Origin of the sequence: Terriglobus albidus (genome assembly GCF_025685425.1) — a bacterium.
GTDB classification, from domain to species: Bacteria; Acidobacteriota; Terriglobia; order Terriglobales; family Acidobacteriaceae; genus Terriglobus; species Terriglobus albidus.
The window spans coordinates 148,400-164,409 of sequence record NZ_JAGTAS010000057.1; the positions used below are offsets into that span (position 1 = coordinate 148,400).

Sequence of the window (16,010 nt, forward strand, 5' to 3'; positions counted from 1 at the left end):
TCATCCTAGCGTCCGGCGGACAAACGGGCCTATACTTCCACCATGTCCTCAGCCGAGATCGAGCTGAAGTTTGCTGTCCGTTCTTCGGATAAGCTCCGTGCCCAACTTCCATCTCTTGGCCTTACGCTGCTTACTCCTTGTACGCTTGAGCAGAATACCCTTTACGACACGCCAGATCGTTCGCTGCGCGAGCAAAAGCAGATTCTCCGCATTCGCAGCTATAACGGCCGATGGACGCTAACCTACAAACGTCCTTCAGCTGATGACACCCTGCTCGACCTGCGCTTCAAACTGCGGTACGAGACGGAAACCGAGATAGCCAATGGGCCCGCTCTCGGTGAGGTCTTCGAGCACCTGGGATATCTGCCTGCCTTCCGGTACGAGAAATACCGGGAGGAATGGCTGCATACGGAGAGCGGAGGCCACGTGGTGATTGATGAGACTCCGATCGGCACCTGGGCAGAGCTGGAGGGCTCTCCCGATTGGATCGATACCATGCTCGCCGGCCTGGGGATTCCGGCAGAGGACTCAACTACGGACAGCTATGGCCGACTGTTTCTCTCATGGAAAGAACAGACCGGACATCCAGCAGAAAACCTCACCTTTGAAGAGATTGCCCTGGATACAGTTCCGGCCCGTTAACCTCGTCCCTACTTCCATCGAAATTTCTGTTCGCGTCTGATCGTGCATGGTGGAAACCATGGGTGGTGCCGCCCGAAGTGGTTATCCGCTGTTGCGGCCCTGCTCGCCGACTTCATGGCTTACCTTTGCATATCCACTGCTTCGGGCGCCCTTCTGGATCATCCGCCGCTTTCGCATCGTGGTGGATGGCTGAAACGACGATGTATCACCACTTGCGCATCCAACACGTGACATGCTGCCTATCAAAGGCAGTAGCTCGTGGAGGAATTCTTGCCGCGTCGCCATCTCCGTTGCGCCCTGCTTCTTCTGCTTTTGTTCTCTACGGTCCCATTGCGTACGTTCGCGCAAGACGCGCCTGTTACTGCAAAAGAAGCTGACAGTAACGACAACGACGCCCTCGTCCGTCCGGAACAGATACACAACCCCATCCTCTGGCACGATCCGGGCGATATGGCCTCACTCGATCTCTTCTTCGGACAGGGGGGAAAGAAGGGGCAGCCTGCCGCTCCGTTTACTTTTGAAAAAGAGATCCGCAGGCAGAGCACACCAAAATTTGACGCTCGTGACGCACGCGGAAAAAAGTGGCGTGTCAAGCTGGGACACGAAGCCCGGCCCGAGGTCGTATCGTCCCGCCTGCTGTGGGCAGCAGGATACTTCGCCAGCGATGACTATGTGCTTCCCTCCGCCGAAATCTCCGGCATTCACATGCATCGAGGTAAGAAATACATTCAAGGAGAACGAATCACCGACGCGCGCTTTGCCCGCAAACCTTCAGGCCAGAAGAAGGTGTATACGTGGCGCTGGAAAGAGAATCCATTTATCGGTACGCGCGAACTGAATGGCCTGCGCGTGATGATGGCCCTGCTGAATAGCTGGGACCTGAAGGACGAAAACAACGCAATTTTCTACGACGAGAAGAATGACCGGCAAATCTTTCTCATCAGCGATATAGGAACCACCTTCGGTCGGACCGGCTTGCACTTTACTAACGGGCCATCCAAAGACAATGTGAAGGCCTATGTCGCTTCAAAATTCATCCTGCGTACGACGGAAACTACGGTTGATTTCGCAACTCCGTCGCGCACACCAAGTCTCCTTTTCGAGACGCTCGGTTTCGGGATCAAACAATATCTCCGCCGCAACGGCATGGTCTGGATCGGACGCGATATTCCTCGTCAAGATGCCCACTGGATCGGCACGTTGCTGGGACGGCTCAGCCACCGGCAACTTGTAGATGCATTCCGCGCCGGAAACTATTCACCGGGGGAGATCGATCAGTTCGTGAAGGTTGTGGAGCAGCGTATCGCAGAGCTGAAAGCTCTGTAGCACCGGCCACGTTTGCGTCGTCCGATATGATGAACGCATCGCACCATAAATGTTTTCTCAAGAGGTACCGCCGCCCGCATGCGAGCTGCGCTCGAACGCTACTTTCAGTTTCATGAGCTGGGAACCGACTGGCGTACGGAGATTCTGGCCGGGGTGACTACTTTCGTCACCATGGCTTATATCATCTTCGTGAATCCGTCCATTCTGTCGCAGACCGGTATGCCCATTGCGGCGGTGACCATCGCCACATGCCTCTGCGCGGCCTTTGGTTCCATCCTGATGGGGGCTTTGGCCCGCTATCCGCTGGCGCTGGCGCCCGGTATGGGGTTGAATGCCTATTTCACCTATACCGTCTGCCTGAAGATGCATGTGCCATGGCAGACGGCGCTTGGCGCCGTCTTTCTTTCCGGCATCATCTTTCTTCTGCTCACACTTGGCGGCATCCGCCAGTTGCTTATCTCCGCAATTCCCCGTGAGCTTCACGCCGCCGTTGCCGGTGGAATCGGTCTGTTTATCGCGTTTATCGGGCTGCGTAATGCCGGCATTATCGTTAGTGATCCTGCAACAGCCGTCACGCTCGGCAATTTGCGCTCTCCACAAACAGCGCTCTCGCTCTTCGGTCTAATTCTGATTGCAGTGCTGCAGGTACTGCGGGTGCGTGCATCGATTCTCATCGGCATCGCCGGAACCATGCTGACTGGCTTCATCTTCCACCAGGTGCACTGGCAGCCCGGCCACGCAAGCCTTTCCGCCATTCGTCAAACGGCCCTTCATCTCGATATTCCTGGAGCATTGAAGCTTAACGCCGTCGAGATCGTCTTCGTGTTTCTTTTCGTCGATCTCTTTGACAATATCGGCACCCTCCTTGCCGTTACACAGAAGACCGGCCTTATTCCTACCTCTGGTGTGATTCCGCGGGTGCAGCGCATCTTCTTCGCCGACGCCATCTCCACCGTGGCAGGTTCGTTGGCCGGAACCTCTACCGTCTGCTCCTACATCGAATCCAGCGCGGGTGTCGCTGCCGGCGGCCGTACCGGCATCACTGCCATTACCACCGGCCTGCTGTTTTTCGCATCCATCTTCGTCGCTCCGCTGGTTGGGGCAATCCCGGTTTCCGCGACCTCACCAGCGCTCATCATCGTCGGAGCACTCATGCTCGGCAGCATCGGAGAGCTCGACTGGCATGATCCGCTGGTTGCAATTCCGGCATTTCTCACGCTTATTACCATCCCACTCACCTATTCCATTGCCACCGGACTAGGATTCGGTGTCATTGCTTTTGCCGCACTACGATTGTTTAGCGGTCGCGCGAAGAAGTCGGATTGGTTACTTTACTTGCTGGCGACCGTCTTTCTGATCAGGTTTATTTATCTCGCCGCAGGTTGAGATGTTGACAAGCGGTCTATACTGACCATAATCATGCGCTTAACCTCCCATCGAGCAGCATCGAATGCCGGGAAACCTGTCTTACGGGTCTCGTGGGCCTTCGCATTGCTTTGTCTCATCGTGATGGTGGCGGTATTCGCATGGGGAACGGCTTATAAGATTTCGCTTTATCGCACTGTTGACGGTCCCACATTTCCGCATGTGAAGATGGGCACTACGTCCGACGGCCCTATGAAACGGGCCATCGGCACGGCAGTTCTTGCGCTGGCAGTTCTTCCCTGGCTGGCAGCGCTGAAACCTCCCAGACAGATGCACCGCGTGGCCCGTAGTTGGATTACGCCGCCGCGTCCGGCCACTATCGCGAAACAGCCTCAGCTTTTCTTTCGACCTCCTCCCCGCATCCGCTAGCTCATCCTCGCTCATATTTCTCATGAGCGCTTCCATGGCTGCGTTGCCTCGGCATCGCCTTCACTGGAGAAGCTAGATGGATCAGCATCATACCCCCTGCCCAACGGGGCGCATTGTCGCACTCACAGAGCTGTTTCTTAACCGCCGCTCACTTCTGAAGGGCATAGCCCACTCGATCCTGAGGAACGAAGCAGACGCAGAAGATGCCCTGCAGGAGGCCTATTACAAGGCCATGAACCGCATCGAGCAGCTCGCCGACGAGCAGGCACTGCTCGGCTGGCTCTGCATGATCGTCCGCAATCACTCCTTGCAGATGCTGCGCAGCCGCCGAGTTCGCCAGGCCGGCTCGATCGACACCGAACCCGAGATGCGGTTTGCCGTCGAATCGCTTACCACCACCGAGGATGAGTCTCCGGAACACATCTGCATCGAACGCGAGATGTTCCGGCGCACCATGGCCCGGCTCGACCTTCTGCCAGCCAATATGAAGGCAACCGTCACGATGCACTATCTCTCGGAGATGAGTCTGAGCGAGATTTCGGAGCTCCAGGGACATACAATCCCGGCACTCAAAAGCTATCTCTACCGGGGCCGGAAAATACTTCGGGGAGGGCCACTGCCCTCCCCGCGTGAAGAAACTGCCTGCGCCTGACGCTTACTCTGCGCCTGACGCTTACTCTGCGCCTGACGCTTACTCTGCGCCTGACGCTTACTTGGACGGTGTTCCTGCCGGAACGCCGTCCTGCACCGCCTGAAATGCGACGATCTGCTTCAGGACCTCGTAGGGGACATTCCCGAGGGGAATCAGATGTCCATTCACGGAGATCATCGGAGTCTGGTCGACTCCGGAATCTTCCGCCAGTTTGATTTGTGCATCCACTTTCGCCTTTGTGGCCGGCGTTGACGCACAGGCAGCGATCGCAGCCGGATCCTGTCCGGCGGCAGTTGCTGCGGCAGCCAGAGTCTGGTCACCGGCTTCGGGTGTCAGCGCCTCCTGCTTTGCGAAGACCTCATGCAAGAAGGTAAAGAAAGCATCATTGCCCTTCTGTGCCACGCAGACTCCATAAGAAGCTGCTTTATAGGCGTACGGATGAATCTCCGTCAGAGGAAAGTTCTGGAACACGACACGCGCATTCGGGAAGTCTGTCACCAGTTGATCGAAAATCTTTTCGGATTCCTTGCAGTGCGGGCACTGCATATCGGCGAACTCAACCAGCAGCAGATCCTTCCCCGCGGCTCCTTTGGCCGGCCCGTCGGCCCGCTGCTGCAGCGTTGATCGCAGCGCCGCGAACGGCTTTTCGCCAAATGGCATCACCTGGTCACCAGTCAGAGCGAACTTGCCGTCAGGCGTCGTCAGAAATTGTAGGGACTGCGGCTGCTGGTTTGCCTGTCCCTTTTGGGTAATGAAGACCACGACGCGGCTTATTCCCGGCGCCATCGTCTTCTGGATTGCCATGACACGCCAGATACGATTTGTGTCATAACCCCACTGCGCCTTCAAAAAGGCGTTCACAGTCGCGACCGTTGGTGTCTCAGCGGTAAAGAACTTTGGATTGGGCTGCGGCAACGGATCAGCCTGTGCCGCGGAAGGAGCGTCCGCTGTCTGCGCCATGGCGACCGCGCTGCCAGTAAGCGCCGCCGCGAGAACTAAACCAAGCATTTTCTTATTCAAGGGTAGCCTTTCTAAACCTGAACCTTTACTGCAATGGGGAACCTGCGGCCGTTGCCAAAAGATTTGCGCGTCACCTTCAGCACCGGCGCGGCCTGTTGCCGCTTGTATTCACTGCGCTCGACCAATCGTAAGACCTGTTCGACCAAAGAACGGTCAACGCCCTGTGTCTTTGCTATCTGCTCGGCGCTCTCGTAGCGCTCCACATAGGCTTCAAGGATCGGATCGAGAATATCGTACGGCGGCAACGAGTCCGTATCCAGTTGTCCCGGCCGTAGCTCCGCTGACGGTGGTTTCTCAATCGTTGCCACAGGAATGATCTCGCGCTCGCGATTGACATAGCGGCTTAGCTCATAGACGCGTGTCTTGGCCACATCTCCAATCACCGCCAAGCCGCCTACCATATCGCCGTAAAGCGTACAGTAGCCAACTGCCATCTCGCTTTTATTGCCGGTCGTGAGCACCAGCGCACCAAATTTGTTCGATAGCGCCATCAGCAGCGTTCCACGGATGCGTGGCTGAATGTTCTCCTCGGCAAGCCCGAACGGTGTTCCCTGAAAGAGCGGATGCAGCACCTGGGTGAACTGGTCGTAGATCTCGCGGATGGCAAGCAGCTCGAAGCGAATCCCCAGGTTTTGAGCCAAGGCTCGCGCATCCTCAATCGAGTGAGATGACGAGAACTCACTGGGCATGCCAACGCCGATCACATTCTCCGCTCCAAAGGCTTCCGTAGCGATTGCTGCAACCAGCGCCGAGTCGATGCCTCCGCTCAAGCCGACCAGGACCTTTGAAAATCCGCATTTGCGGACGTAGTCGCGCGTGCCCATTACCAGTGCCTGCCAGGCGCCAGCCACCTCATCGTCCTGCGCGACGGGAACACAGGGAGTACTGCGATCGGCGGTATCGAAGAGTAGCAGATCTTCTTCGAACGATTTTGCCCGGGCGATCACACAGCCTTCCGGATCGAATGCGATCGAAGTCCCGTCGAACAGAAGGCTGTCATTGCCTCCGACCTGATTGCACATGGCGACCACCGCATGGTGGCGGCGGGCGAGTGCTGCCAACATCTCACTGCGCATCTGTCGCTTCTCGTGCCAATAAGGAGACGCTGAGATATTCAGAATGATGCGCGCTGTATCGCTCTGCTGTGGCCATTTCTTCATCAGCTCTTCGACCGGATCTATCGGATAAAACCGGCGCGGCCAGTACAGCTTGTCATTCCACGCATCCTCGCAGATCGTGATAGCGATCGGCTGGCCTTTCAACGTAACGATGGTCTGCTGCTGAGCCGGCTCGAAGTAACGTTGCTCGTCGAAGACGTCGTAAAACGGCAGCAGCATCTTCTGCTGCAGAAAGCTCACACGTCCCTCGGTCAATAAAGCCGCCACATTGCGCACGTTCTTACCCGTAATCACGCCGGACGGCAGCACGGAACCACACAGGACGGAGGTATAGGTCGTCTGTTCCGCGATTTTTGCCAAAGTCTCGCTCGCGCGAGCGATGAAGGCGTCTTTTTCCAGAAAGTCAGCAGGCAGATAGCCACAGACTGCGAGCTCCGGAAAGACGGTCAGGTCAGCCCCTGCGTCGACCGCCCGCTGGGTGAAGTCCAGAATTTTCTTGAGGTTGCCGGAGAAATCCCCGATCGTAGGGTTAATCTGCGCCAGAGCAATCTTCACAGATCCAGTGTACCGCCGACCGGCGTTTAGGTACCGGTGCCGGTGAAGACCACGCTGATGGTGCGAATCAGAATCTTGAGATCCAGGCCAAAGGTCCAGTTCTCGACATATGCCGTATCGAGGGAGATGTAGTTGTCGAACGACGGATCCTGACGTGCTTCCACCTGCCAAAGCCCTGTGATTCCCGGCAATACATCAAGGCGGCGAAGGTGTGAGATATCGTAACGCTCGACTTCCGCGGCAAGTGGAGGCCGCGGGCCAACCAGGCTCATGTCCCCTCGAAGTACATTCCATAACTGCGGCAGCTCATCCAGGGAATACTTCCGCAGGACGCGGCCAACGCTCGTAATGCGCGGATCATGCTTGATTTTGAAGAGAATGCCGTCGCGCTCATTCATATGAGCCAGTTTTTTCTTCAACTCGTCGGCGTTCGGCACCATCGTGCGGAACTTGAAGCATGCAAACTTACGTCCCTTGCGGCCAATACGCTCTGCACGATAGAAGATGGGCCCCTTCGAATTGGCCCTGATCATGATGGCAATCAGAAGCATCAGCGGCGACAGCAAGGTCAAAGCCAGCGATGAAATGACGAGATCCAGGATTCTCTTCGCCATAAAAGCCCCGATCGGGAACTCACGGCGATGCAGAGGAATCGTTGGGAACTGACCGATGTACTCTACCGGCGCATTCCAGGCCAGGCCGTCATACAGGTCAGGCACAACGCGGACGTCAATTCCCGCGGACCGCGCCTCTTCAACAACACCGATGACGATATTCCGCTCTGCTGGTACCGAAAAGAAAACCTCATCGACAAACAGACTGCGCGCCAGCGGAACGATATTGCGGAGATCGCCCACAATCTCCCGGTTCGAATTCAGCGCATCCTCCGGCGTCAACGAGACGAAGCCTTTGAAGCGGAAACCGAAATGTTGCAGTGTCTCCAGGTGATTACGGAGAGCCTGGGCTACACGACCTGTTCCGATAATGAGAACGTTACGAACCTCAAGCCCCTCGCGATAACGCGAATACACCATCCTGCGCCACGCAACACGACGGATCGAGAGCGCTACCTGGGTAAAGGCTACAGTCAGCAGCACCACAACCCGCGAGATACTCTCGCCATGCGTCAAATAGAGGAATCCGCAAAACAGAAGCCCGGCTGTCAGCACAGACTCGAAGGTCACTCGCTGTTCATGGAGACCACTATGATGCTGGATTGGAGCGTACAGCCCATGAAGCCGCGAGAAGAAAACCACGCAAAATGCGAATGAGAGCAGGTACCAAAGAAACTGCTGCTGTATCGCTTGAAGCAACATCTCGTGATAGAGAGTGGTGCTGGGCAAGCCAGTTCCCTGGAATCGCATCCGGAACGCGATCACGCCGCATAAAACAGCGGTTAAATAATCTACGGATGCCCACATGAGCGCAGGCGCAGAACTACTCAGCACAGCGCCCCGGCCGGCTCGGCGCGCAGCAGAACGCCCGCGCTTGCCCGCCACTACCGCCTGTTGCAGATATTCAGGTGCCGCCATCGAAACTCGCCTAATCCTGGCTAAACAAAGGTTTTGTGAGCCTTCAGTGCACCGATACCGTCTGCACAATATCGCCTTCTGAAGGTGAAGTGACTACAGCGTCTGGATCTAAGTCCTTTGTTGACAGGATAACCTTGCGGCATCTCTCAGAACAACCCCCAAGATGCTGCTAGGTACCATTCGTAAGTCTATTTTTCTCCGTTAGATAACACAAACCAGAGATGAAAGTTGCCTTACACAGGCAAAACAAGTTCATCAAGCGCCAGGAACTCCCGCAGGACAGGATCCTGGGTTCTCTCCATCTCCTCAATCGTCCCAAAGAACTGCGCTTTTCCCTCGTGCAGGAATACCACGCGGTCTGCCAGTTTTTTGGCGAACCTCATGTCGTGTGTCACAACAATACTGGTTAGGTGAAGTTGACGCTTTAAGCGTTCGATCAGGTTGCCCAAAAGTTGTCCCATCAATGGGTCCACCATGGTTGTGGGCTCATCATACAAAATTGCCTCCGGCTGCGATGCCAATGCCCGGGCAATCGCCACGGACCGCTTCATCCCGGTAGACAGGTCTGATGGAAGGAGGTCTTCCATCCCTGCTACTCCAACCATCTCAAGCAATCCTTTGACCACTTGGCTGATCTGCTCCTCTCCAAGATCGCCGCGCTCACGTAGAGGAAAGGCAACATTCTCGCCCACGGTAATCGAATCGAACAGAGCCCCATTTTGAAAGACCATCGTGACCTTGCGCCGGATCGCCTGCATCTCGCGCTCCGTGAACCCGCAAATGTCCTCCCCGGCCACGCGTACCTTGCCGCTGTCAGCCTTCAGAAATCCCATCAGAATCTGCAAGGCAACCGACTTTCCTACGCCGCTTCGGCCAAGAATACAAAGGGTCTCGCCTGGCAGCACGCAGAAGCTGACTTTCTGCAGAACATGAGCATCGCCAAACGACTTGGAGACTTTCTCAAATGAGATATAGGGTAACGGCTTGCCCGGAACAACCGCCGATTCCTTTGCCGCTTCGTTCTGCTCAGCGGCTTCCGTCATGAACTCTTCTACGACATCGGCCAACTCCGGGGATACATCCGCCGTTAACGGCGCATCCTCTCCAGGAATCTCCTCAGGTACCTCTGGTTCCCTTTCGTGCATCATCTCTCTCTACCCCCATGAGACGTTGAAGCCTAACCGGCGCAGGTCAGAAACTTCCTGAGGAGTATTCAGATTGCGAAACTGCCCGGAAAATTCTTCCCCTGTTTCCACCCACTGCACCGGCGACACAAGAGCAGCCATCACTTTGTATTGTGCCACCTCAAGCGCCCGCCGCAGCTCAGGCAGCACGCCTCGCCGATATGCCGCAACCAGTGGCTGCGGGCCTTCCGGAGTCCGGGTCACGATCGCCATTGAGTTGGATGTCACCGTCATCTGCGCCAGGTGACGCATCCATGCTTCTGGGACCAATGGCATGTCTACCGGAAGAAACAACATCCACTCTGCTTCGGATGCTTCGAGAGCCGTAACGATGCCCCCCACTGGACCGCACGAGTATGGATCCTTCAATACGATAGAACGCCGTTCTTCTGGATCGACCTGTTCCCCGGAGGTGTACAGCAAGGTTGTACACGCCGCCAGTTTGTCCACGGCAAGAGCATGCAGCGTTCTGCCACCGACCCGCAGTAGCGCCTTGTCACGCCCCATCCGCGTACTCCTGCCGCCGGCCAGCACGCATCCTGCAAGCCGTTCCACGCGCTATACCCCGCAGTTTTCCAGAAACAGAATGATGGAATCGATTCCCCGATAGAAATTCGCGATATGGAACTTCTCATTGGGCGCATGCAGATTGTCATCTGGCAGACCGAAGCCCATCAGGATCACCGGCACCTTCAGGTGGCGCTCGAACTCTCCGACAATCGGAATCGAACCGCCGCCGCGGACAAAGACCGTGTCCTTCTTCCAGATCTCGTGCATTGCCTTGACGGCTTTCTGCACGAAGGGATTATCCGTACCGATCACCACCGGTTCCCCGGAATGGATCAGGCGCGTCTCCACCGTTACGCCCCGGGGCGAGAGCTGCTGGACATATGCGGCGTACTTCTCATACGCGCCGGCTGACGTCATATTCGGCACGAGCCGCATACTGACCTTCGCTACAGCCTTGGCCGGAATCACGGTCTTCGCTCCAGCTCCTGTGAATCCTCCCGGCATTCCGTGTACGTCCAGCGTAGGCCTGACTGAGACACGTTCAATGACGGAATACCCTTTCTCTCCGACCAGTTCCGGAGAGCCGACCTCGGTCTGACGGTAATGTTCTTCGTCAAACGGAAGACGCTTCCATGCGGCGAGTTCGTCCTCTGTCGGCGGCTGGAGATCGTCGTAAAAGCCTGGAATGCAAATATGCTCGTTTGCATCCTTCAAACCGGCAATAATCTGCGCCAACGCGACAAAGGGATTAGGCGCGGCGCCGCCATAGATGCCCGAATGAAGATCGGTTTTGGCTCCGCGGACCTCGATCTCGGTATAGATCATGCCGCGCAGTCCAACGCACAGAGTGGGCAGCTCCGGTGCGAACATCTCGGTGTCGCAGACCAGCGCCACGTCCGCCTTCAACGCCTCAGGGTGCTGTTGTACGTACTCTGCAATTCCCTCGCCTCCGACCTCCTCTTCCCCTTCGCAAAGCACCCTTACGTTCACCGGCAACTTGCCGCCGTACTCATGGAACAGCGCCTCCAGAGCCTTCACCTGCATCCAGAGTTGTCCTTTGTCGTCGACGGCGCCACGCGCATAGATGTTGCCATTACGCTCCACTGGTTCAAAGGGAGGCGATAGCCACTCATCCAGAGGATCGGGCGGTTGTACATCGTAATGTCCGTAACACAGCACCGTTGGCTTTGCCGTAGCTCCCAGCCAGTCGCCGTAGACCAGGGGATGGCCCGAAGTCTCAATCAGGCGTACATTCTCCAGCCCGATGCGCTTCAGCTCATCTGCAAGAAATACAGCCGCCTTGCGAACATCCCCGGCGTGATCTGGCAGTGTAGAGATGGAGGGAATGCGAAGAAATTCTTTCAGCTCCGCCAATGCTTTCCCCTGATTCTTCGTTGCGAACTCTAACGCTTTCTTGGACATACGCGCGACCTTCCCAATCCTGAGACTCCCTTGAGGGGCCTTCCCGAAAGGTCAATCATATACACGGCCGAAGTTCGGTGTTGACATAAATAAACTAAACCGTTCAGTATTTATAACCGGAGGAGCGATCTGCATGATCAGTGTCCGTAACCTTGTCCGGCGATTTGGAGATTTCACCGCAGTCAAAGAGATCTCCTTCGATGTCGCCCAGGGCGAGATCTTTGCCTTCCTTGGCCCCAATGGGGCGGGTAAATCCACCACCATCAAAATGCTGACTACCCTGCTGCGGCCGACCAGCGGCGCCATTCAGCTAGACGGCATGGACCCCAATGTCCATCAGAAGGAAGCCCGTCAGCGCTTTGGCATCGTCTTTCAGGATCCCAGCCTCGACCAGGAGCAGACTGCCTGGGAGAACATGGAGCTCCACGGCGTTCTTTATCACGTACCTCGCAAGGTAAGGGCAACGCGTATTGTGTTTCTACTGAAGACCTTTGAGCTCTGGGACCGTAAGGACTCACTGGTTAAGACCTTTTCCGGCGGCATGAAGCGGCGGCTTGAGATCGCACGCGGACTGCTGCATACGCCGAAGATTCTCTTTCTCGATGAACCCACACTTGGCCTTGACCCGCAGAGCCGCAATCAGCTCTGGACGCATGTGAAGGCATTGAACGAGACCGAAAAGACTACTGTCTTCCTGACGACACACTACATGGACGAGGCCGAAAAAGTGGCGCATCGCATTGCCATCATGGATCACGGCGCCATCGTCGCGCAGGGCACCGCGGCTGAGCTCAAACAACAGACATCCACGGACTCACTTGAGGCTGCATTCCTCGCGCTGACGGGCTCGTCTCTGCGAAATGAAAGTGCCGATGCAAAAGCAGGGCTGCGCCAGATGGCGCAGATGTGGAGGCGATAGCAATGGGAGCAATTTACATTCTGTGGCTGCGCGAATTGAAGCGGTATGTCCGCTCCCGGGTACAGGTGGTCGCCTCGCTGGCGCAACCCTGTCTGTACCTGTTCGCATTCGGCTTTGGATTTGGCGCTGTCTTTCGGCAGGCTGGCCGCGGCAGTTACCTGCAATTCATGGCTCCGGGCGTCGTGGCTATGACAGTGCTTTTCTCTGCTGTTTTTTCAGGAATCGCAATGTTGTGGGACCGCCAGTTCGGCTTCCTGAAAGAGACCCTCGTAGCACCTGTCTCACGGCTACAGATCATGATCGGCCGTACGCTTGGAGGTGCGACAGTGGCCATCATTCAGGGAACGATCGTCCTTTGCGTCTGCCTTCTGGCCGGCTTCCGCCCGCAAAGCTGGCTGGCGTTGCCAGGTGCGTTTCTCTTCCTCTTTCTCATTGCCCTGGTCTTTGCCGCACTGGGCACAGCGCTCGGCTCGGCGATCAAAGACATGCAGGGATTCCAGATCGTGATGAATTTTCTGGTCATGCCTATCTACTTTCTGTCGGGAGCCTTGTTCCCTCTCGACAATCAGAAGATCGGCATGAGGATCGCGAATCAGATTGATCCACTGTCATACGGAGTCGACGGGTTGAGAGGAATGCTCACCAATGTGTGGCACTTCACACCATCCACGAACCTAATGGTCCTGACGGTGGTCGCGGGGGCCTTCCTCTTGCTGGGCGCTTACCTGTTTTCTAAGATCGAAGTCTAGTGGCACGCACGCGAAGTCAGATAGCGCACCAAAAGGTCATCGAGGCCGCAATCTCGCTCTTTGCAGAGCGCGGCCTCGATGCCACCAGCATGGACACCATCGCTGAGGTCTCGGGGGTCAGCAAAGCAACCATCTACAAGCACTGGCCGAACAAAGATGCGCTCTGCCTGGAAGCTCTGAGCTATCTTGTCGGGAGTGATATCAAGGTTCCCGTACCAGATACCGGAGATCTGCGTGCTGATCTCATTGCACGCCTGAGCTATCAACCCGCCCCGGACCGTGCTCTTCTGCGCGAGCGAATTATGCCCCATGTCCTTGCGTATGCCTCCAGGAACCTGGAATTCGGCAGAGCCTGGCGGGCGCGCGCCATGTCCCCTGTCATCACTGCCCTGCAGGAATGGATACAGCGCGAGCAGCAGCGTGGAACGCTGGTCCCAACGATCGATGTAGAGTCGGCGATTTCTTTGCTTATGGGACCACTGCTCTATCGCAATATCTTTCACAAGCGCGAACCCGGTAGCCAGGGTCAATTCGCACCTCACCTGGAACGGCATATCGCTGAGGCGTTTCTCGCCCTATATGCGCTGCCCAGACGTTAGAGCATTTCCCTGTAGGTGTAGAGGAGGGCTTCCGCAATCTATGGGCGATTTTCCGCGATGAAAACGCTGCTGCACACCCCTTCCGGGGTACCTGGCAGCAGGGAAATACTTTAGAATGTCTCTTAGTATCGGGGAATAGTGGGATCAAGTTCGCGCGACCATGCGTCGATTCCGCCCGCGATAGACTGCACGTTCTCGAATCCCTCACGGCGAAGCCAGGCCGTCACTGAAAGGGAACGTGCCCCGTGATGACAGAGCACCACGATGTGCGCGTCCGGGTCCAACTCCTGGTGGGCACGAGCCTTCACTTCGCCCATGGGCATCAAAACCGCACCTTCGATACTGGCGAGCTGTACTTCAAGCGGCTCACGAACGTCAACCAGAACGGGGGCTGCCGGCTGCTGTTTTAACTTTGCGTACTCGCTGACGGAGATCTCCCAATCCATATCATAAGGATACCCTGTGCGCGCATTTCCTGCTCTTCCGCACTGTAATGGTGAACATTTTGCATCTAAACGCTCGTACACTTTTAGCTAGGATAGTTTTTTTGTGAATAAGGTTCTTATTGTTGAAGACGAGCCGAACGCTCGCACAGGACTCGCGGAACTGGTAGCCAGTTGGGGTTACCGTACGGACGTAGCCGGAGACGGTCTGGAAGGTCTGGAGAAGATCCAGCAGTGGGCTCCTTCCATCGTTATCACCGATCTGCGCATGCCGCGGATGGATGGTCTGGAATTACTGGATCGCATTTCGGAACTGCAAACGAAGGTCGCCGTCATCATGGTGACGGCGCAGGGATCGATCGAGTCCGCTGTTGAAGCCATGCGCATTGGCGCCTATGACTTCATCCAAAAACCCATTGATCCCGTTCGTCTGCGTACCATTCTGCAGAATGCAAGCCGCCAGGTGGGTGCGGACATCGAGCTGGAAATCACACGCCGCCGCCTGAAAGAGACCGGTGTGCTTGGCCCGCTCATCGGTTCTTCGAACAGCATGAAGGACATCTTCGAGCTGATCGAGCGCATTGCCCCCTCCAATGTCTCAGTCCTCATCACGGGCGAGAGTGGGACGGGCAAGGAGTTGGCTGCCCGGGCCCTGCACGACCTCAGCCCTCGCAGAGCCAAACCTTTTGTGGCGGTCAACTGTGCCGCCATTCCGGAGACGCTGATCGAGAGCGAGATCTTCGGCCACGAAAAAGGCGCATTCACCGGCGCGCAGGAACGCCGTGCGGGTTGCTTTGAGCTGGCGGAGGAAGGCACGCTGCTGCTTGATGAGATCGGCGAGATGCCGGCGGCAACCCAGGCCAAGCTGTTGCGCGTCCTGGAAGACCGCAAACTCCGCCGTCTGGGCGCAAAGGCTGAGACACCGGTCGACGTCCGTGTTATCGCCGCGACCAACAAAGACCCGCAGGCGGCAGTCAGCGCCGGCGAGCTGCGGGGCGACCTCTACTATCGTCTGAATGTCTTCAACATTCACATGCCTCCGCTGCGCGACCATCTCAGCGATGTCCCTGCAATCGCCCAGTCGATGATCGAAGACATGAACAATCGCCACCACTGCACTGTCTCCGGCTTGACGGATACGCTCATGGCCCGGCTGATGCACTATCCCTGGCCCGGCAACGTCCGCGAACTCCGCAATACCATTGAACGTGCGGTGATTCTTGCCGGCAGCGGCGCTCTGGATATGAAGCATCTGCCGGCGAACTTCGGAGAACATGGTTTTATTCCTCCGAATCACACGGCATTCCAGAAGCCTGTACCGCAGGTTCCGCCGCCATTCCGGGAATCCGCCTCCGGGGCAGGAAACGATATCGTAGAACTAGAGGTCGGCACGACGGTTGATGAGGCCGAGCGCCAACTTATCCTGAAGACACTGGAGTCAACGAACAACAATAAGACCCGCGCCGCCGAAATTCTTGGCATCAGCTCGAAGACCCTGCAGAACAAGCTGAAGGAATACGCCAGTGCGGGCGATGAGGCGTAGCC

Annotated in this window: 16 protein-coding genes; 9 read left to right on the top strand and 7 right to left on the bottom strand. The window is 56.6% G+C overall.

What is annotated here, in order from left to right; all coding sequences use genetic code 11:
- The first annotated feature begins 42 nt into the window (after positions 1-42).
- The 5 genes from OHL21_RS16925 (at position 43) to OHL21_RS16945 (ending at position 4,414) form a co-directional block, all read left to right on the top strand.
- Positions 43-642 (top strand): class IV adenylate cyclase, encoded by a 600-nt coding sequence (locus OHL21_RS16925; RefSeq protein ID WP_263418467.1) that lies wholly within the window; start codon positions 43-45, stop codon positions 640-642.
- A gap of 270 nt (positions 643-912) precedes the next feature.
- Positions 913-1,968 carry a hypothetical protein gene (locus OHL21_RS16930; RefSeq protein WP_263418468.1) on the top strand — a complete coding sequence of 352 codons (1,056 nt, stop codon included), beginning with the start codon at positions 913-915 and terminating at the stop codon, positions 1,966-1,968.
- A gap of 78 nt (positions 1,969-2,046) precedes the next feature.
- Positions 2,047-3,354: an NCS2 family permease gene (locus OHL21_RS16935; protein ID WP_263418469.1), complete on the top strand. Its 1,308-nt coding sequence runs from the start codon at positions 2,047-2,049 to the stop codon at positions 3,352-3,354.
- A gap of 33 nt (positions 3,355-3,387) precedes the next feature.
- On the top strand, positions 3,388-3,762 hold the full coding sequence (locus tag OHL21_RS16940) for a hypothetical protein (RefSeq protein WP_263418470.1): 375 nt from the start codon (positions 3,388-3,390) through the stop codon (positions 3,760-3,762).
- Positions 3,763-3,838: 76 nt separating this feature from the next.
- Positions 3,839-4,414, top strand: coding sequence for an RNA polymerase sigma factor (locus OHL21_RS16945; protein ID WP_263418471.1), 576 nt, complete (start codon positions 3,839-3,841; stop codon positions 4,412-4,414).
- Between the two features lie 57 nt (positions 4,415-4,471).
- Here OHL21_RS16945 and OHL21_RS16950 read toward each other — a convergent pair whose 3' ends face one another.
- The 6 genes from OHL21_RS16950 to OHL21_RS16975 all read right to left on the bottom strand — a co-directional run bounded on the left by OHL21_RS16950 (position 4,472) and on the right by OHL21_RS16975 (position 11,755).
- Positions 4,472-5,434, bottom strand: coding sequence for a DsbA family protein (locus OHL21_RS16950; protein WP_263418472.1), 963 nt, complete (start codon positions 5,432-5,434; stop codon positions 4,472-4,474).
- 11 nt (positions 5,435-5,445) lie between these two features.
- Positions 5,446-7,107, bottom strand: a complete 1,662-nt coding sequence (locus tag OHL21_RS16955) for an NAD+ synthase (RefSeq protein ID WP_263418473.1) — start codon at positions 7,105-7,107, stop codon at positions 5,446-5,448.
- 26 nt (positions 7,108-7,133) lie between these two features.
- Complete coding sequence (locus tag OHL21_RS16960; protein WP_263418474.1) at positions 7,134-8,639, bottom strand: sugar transferase; 1,506 nt, start codon at positions 8,637-8,639, stop codon at positions 7,134-7,136.
- Between the two features lie 233 nt (positions 8,640-8,872).
- Positions 8,873-9,787 (bottom strand): ABC transporter ATP-binding protein, encoded by a 915-nt coding sequence (locus OHL21_RS16965; RefSeq protein ID WP_263418475.1) that lies wholly within the window; start codon positions 9,785-9,787, stop codon positions 8,873-8,875.
- 6 nt (positions 9,788-9,793) lie between these two features.
- Entirely contained in the window at positions 9,794-10,378 is a 585-nt protein-coding gene (locus OHL21_RS16970) for a molybdenum cofactor guanylyltransferase (protein WP_317889993.1), read from the bottom strand.
- A 3-nt stretch (positions 10,379-10,381) separates the two neighbouring features.
- Complete coding sequence (locus tag OHL21_RS16975) at positions 10,382-11,755, bottom strand: dipeptidase (protein ID WP_263418476.1); 1,374 nt, start codon at positions 11,753-11,755, stop codon at positions 10,382-10,384.
- Positions 11,756-11,888: 133 nt separating this feature from the next.
- On the opposite strand from OHL21_RS16975, the gene OHL21_RS16980 reads away from it, so the two are divergent.
- The 3 genes from OHL21_RS16980 to OHL21_RS16990 are packed head-to-tail and all read left to right on the top strand — an operon-like array spanning position 11,889 to position 14,022.
- On the top strand, positions 11,889-12,674 hold the full coding sequence (locus OHL21_RS16980) for an ABC transporter ATP-binding protein (protein ID WP_263418477.1): 786 nt from the start codon (positions 11,889-11,891) through the stop codon (positions 12,672-12,674).
- A gap of 2 nt (positions 12,675-12,676) precedes the next feature.
- Positions 12,677-13,423: an ABC transporter permease gene (locus OHL21_RS16985; protein ID WP_263418478.1), complete on the top strand. Its 747-nt coding sequence runs from the start codon at positions 12,677-12,679 to the stop codon at positions 13,421-13,423.
- A complete protein-coding gene (locus OHL21_RS16990; protein WP_263418479.1) occupies positions 13,423-14,022 on the top strand; it encodes a TetR/AcrR family transcriptional regulator in 600 nt (199 codons plus the stop codon). The genes OHL21_RS16985 and OHL21_RS16990 overlap by 1 nt, the downstream gene beginning before the upstream one ends.
- Positions 14,023-14,144: 122 nt before the next feature.
- On the opposite strand, the gene OHL21_RS16995 is transcribed toward OHL21_RS16990, so the two are convergent.
- Complete coding sequence (locus OHL21_RS16995; protein ID WP_263418480.1) at positions 14,145-14,468, bottom strand: rhodanese-like domain-containing protein; 324 nt, start codon at positions 14,466-14,468, stop codon at positions 14,145-14,147.
- A gap of 103 nt (positions 14,469-14,571) precedes the next feature.
- Here OHL21_RS16995 and OHL21_RS17000 point away from each other — a divergent pair, with 103 nt between their 5' ends.
- On the top strand, positions 14,572-16,008 hold the full coding sequence (locus OHL21_RS17000) for a sigma-54-dependent transcriptional regulator (RefSeq protein ID WP_263418481.1): 1,437 nt from the start codon (positions 14,572-14,574) through the stop codon (positions 16,006-16,008).
- The last annotated feature ends 2 nt before the right edge of the window (positions 16,009-16,010 follow it).

What these genes read in the sequence shown, in the direction of transcription:
- OHL21_RS16980 (WP_263418477.1), top strand. Translation starts at nt 11,889, where the DNA reads ATGATCAGTGTCCGTAACCTTGTCCGGCGATTTGGAGATTTCACCGCA.
- OHL21_RS16995 (WP_263418480.1), bottom strand. Translation starts at nt 14,468, where the DNA reads ATGGATTGGGAGATCTCCGTCAGCGAGTACGCAAAGTTAAAACAGCAG.
- OHL21_RS16925 (WP_263418467.1), top strand. Translation starts at nt 43, where the DNA reads ATGTCCTCAGCCGAGATCGAGCTGAAGTTTGCTGTCCGTTCTTCGGAT.
- OHL21_RS16945 (WP_263418471.1), top strand. Translation starts at nt 3,839, where the DNA reads ATGGATCAGCATCATACCCCCTGCCCAACGGGGCGCATTGTCGCACTC.
- OHL21_RS16960 (WP_263418474.1), bottom strand. Translation starts at nt 8,639, where the DNA reads ATGGCGGCACCTGAATATCTGCAACAGGCGGTAGTGGCGGGCAAGCGC.
- OHL21_RS16965 (WP_263418475.1), bottom strand. Translation starts at nt 9,787, where the DNA reads ATGATGCACGAAAGGGAACCAGAGGTACCTGAGGAGATTCCTGGAGAG.
- OHL21_RS16940 (WP_263418470.1), top strand. Translation starts at nt 3,388, where the DNA reads ATGCGCTTAACCTCCCATCGAGCAGCATCGAATGCCGGGAAACCTGTC.
- OHL21_RS16985 (WP_263418478.1), top strand. Translation starts at nt 12,677, where the DNA reads ATGGGAGCAATTTACATTCTGTGGCTGCGCGAATTGAAGCGGTATGTC.
- OHL21_RS16975 (WP_263418476.1), bottom strand. Translation starts at nt 11,755, where the DNA reads ATGTCCAAGAAAGCGTTAGAGTTCGCAACGAAGAATCAGGGGAAAGCA.
- OHL21_RS16935 (WP_263418469.1), top strand. Translation starts at nt 2,047, where the DNA reads ATGCGAGCTGCGCTCGAACGCTACTTTCAGTTTCATGAGCTGGGAACC.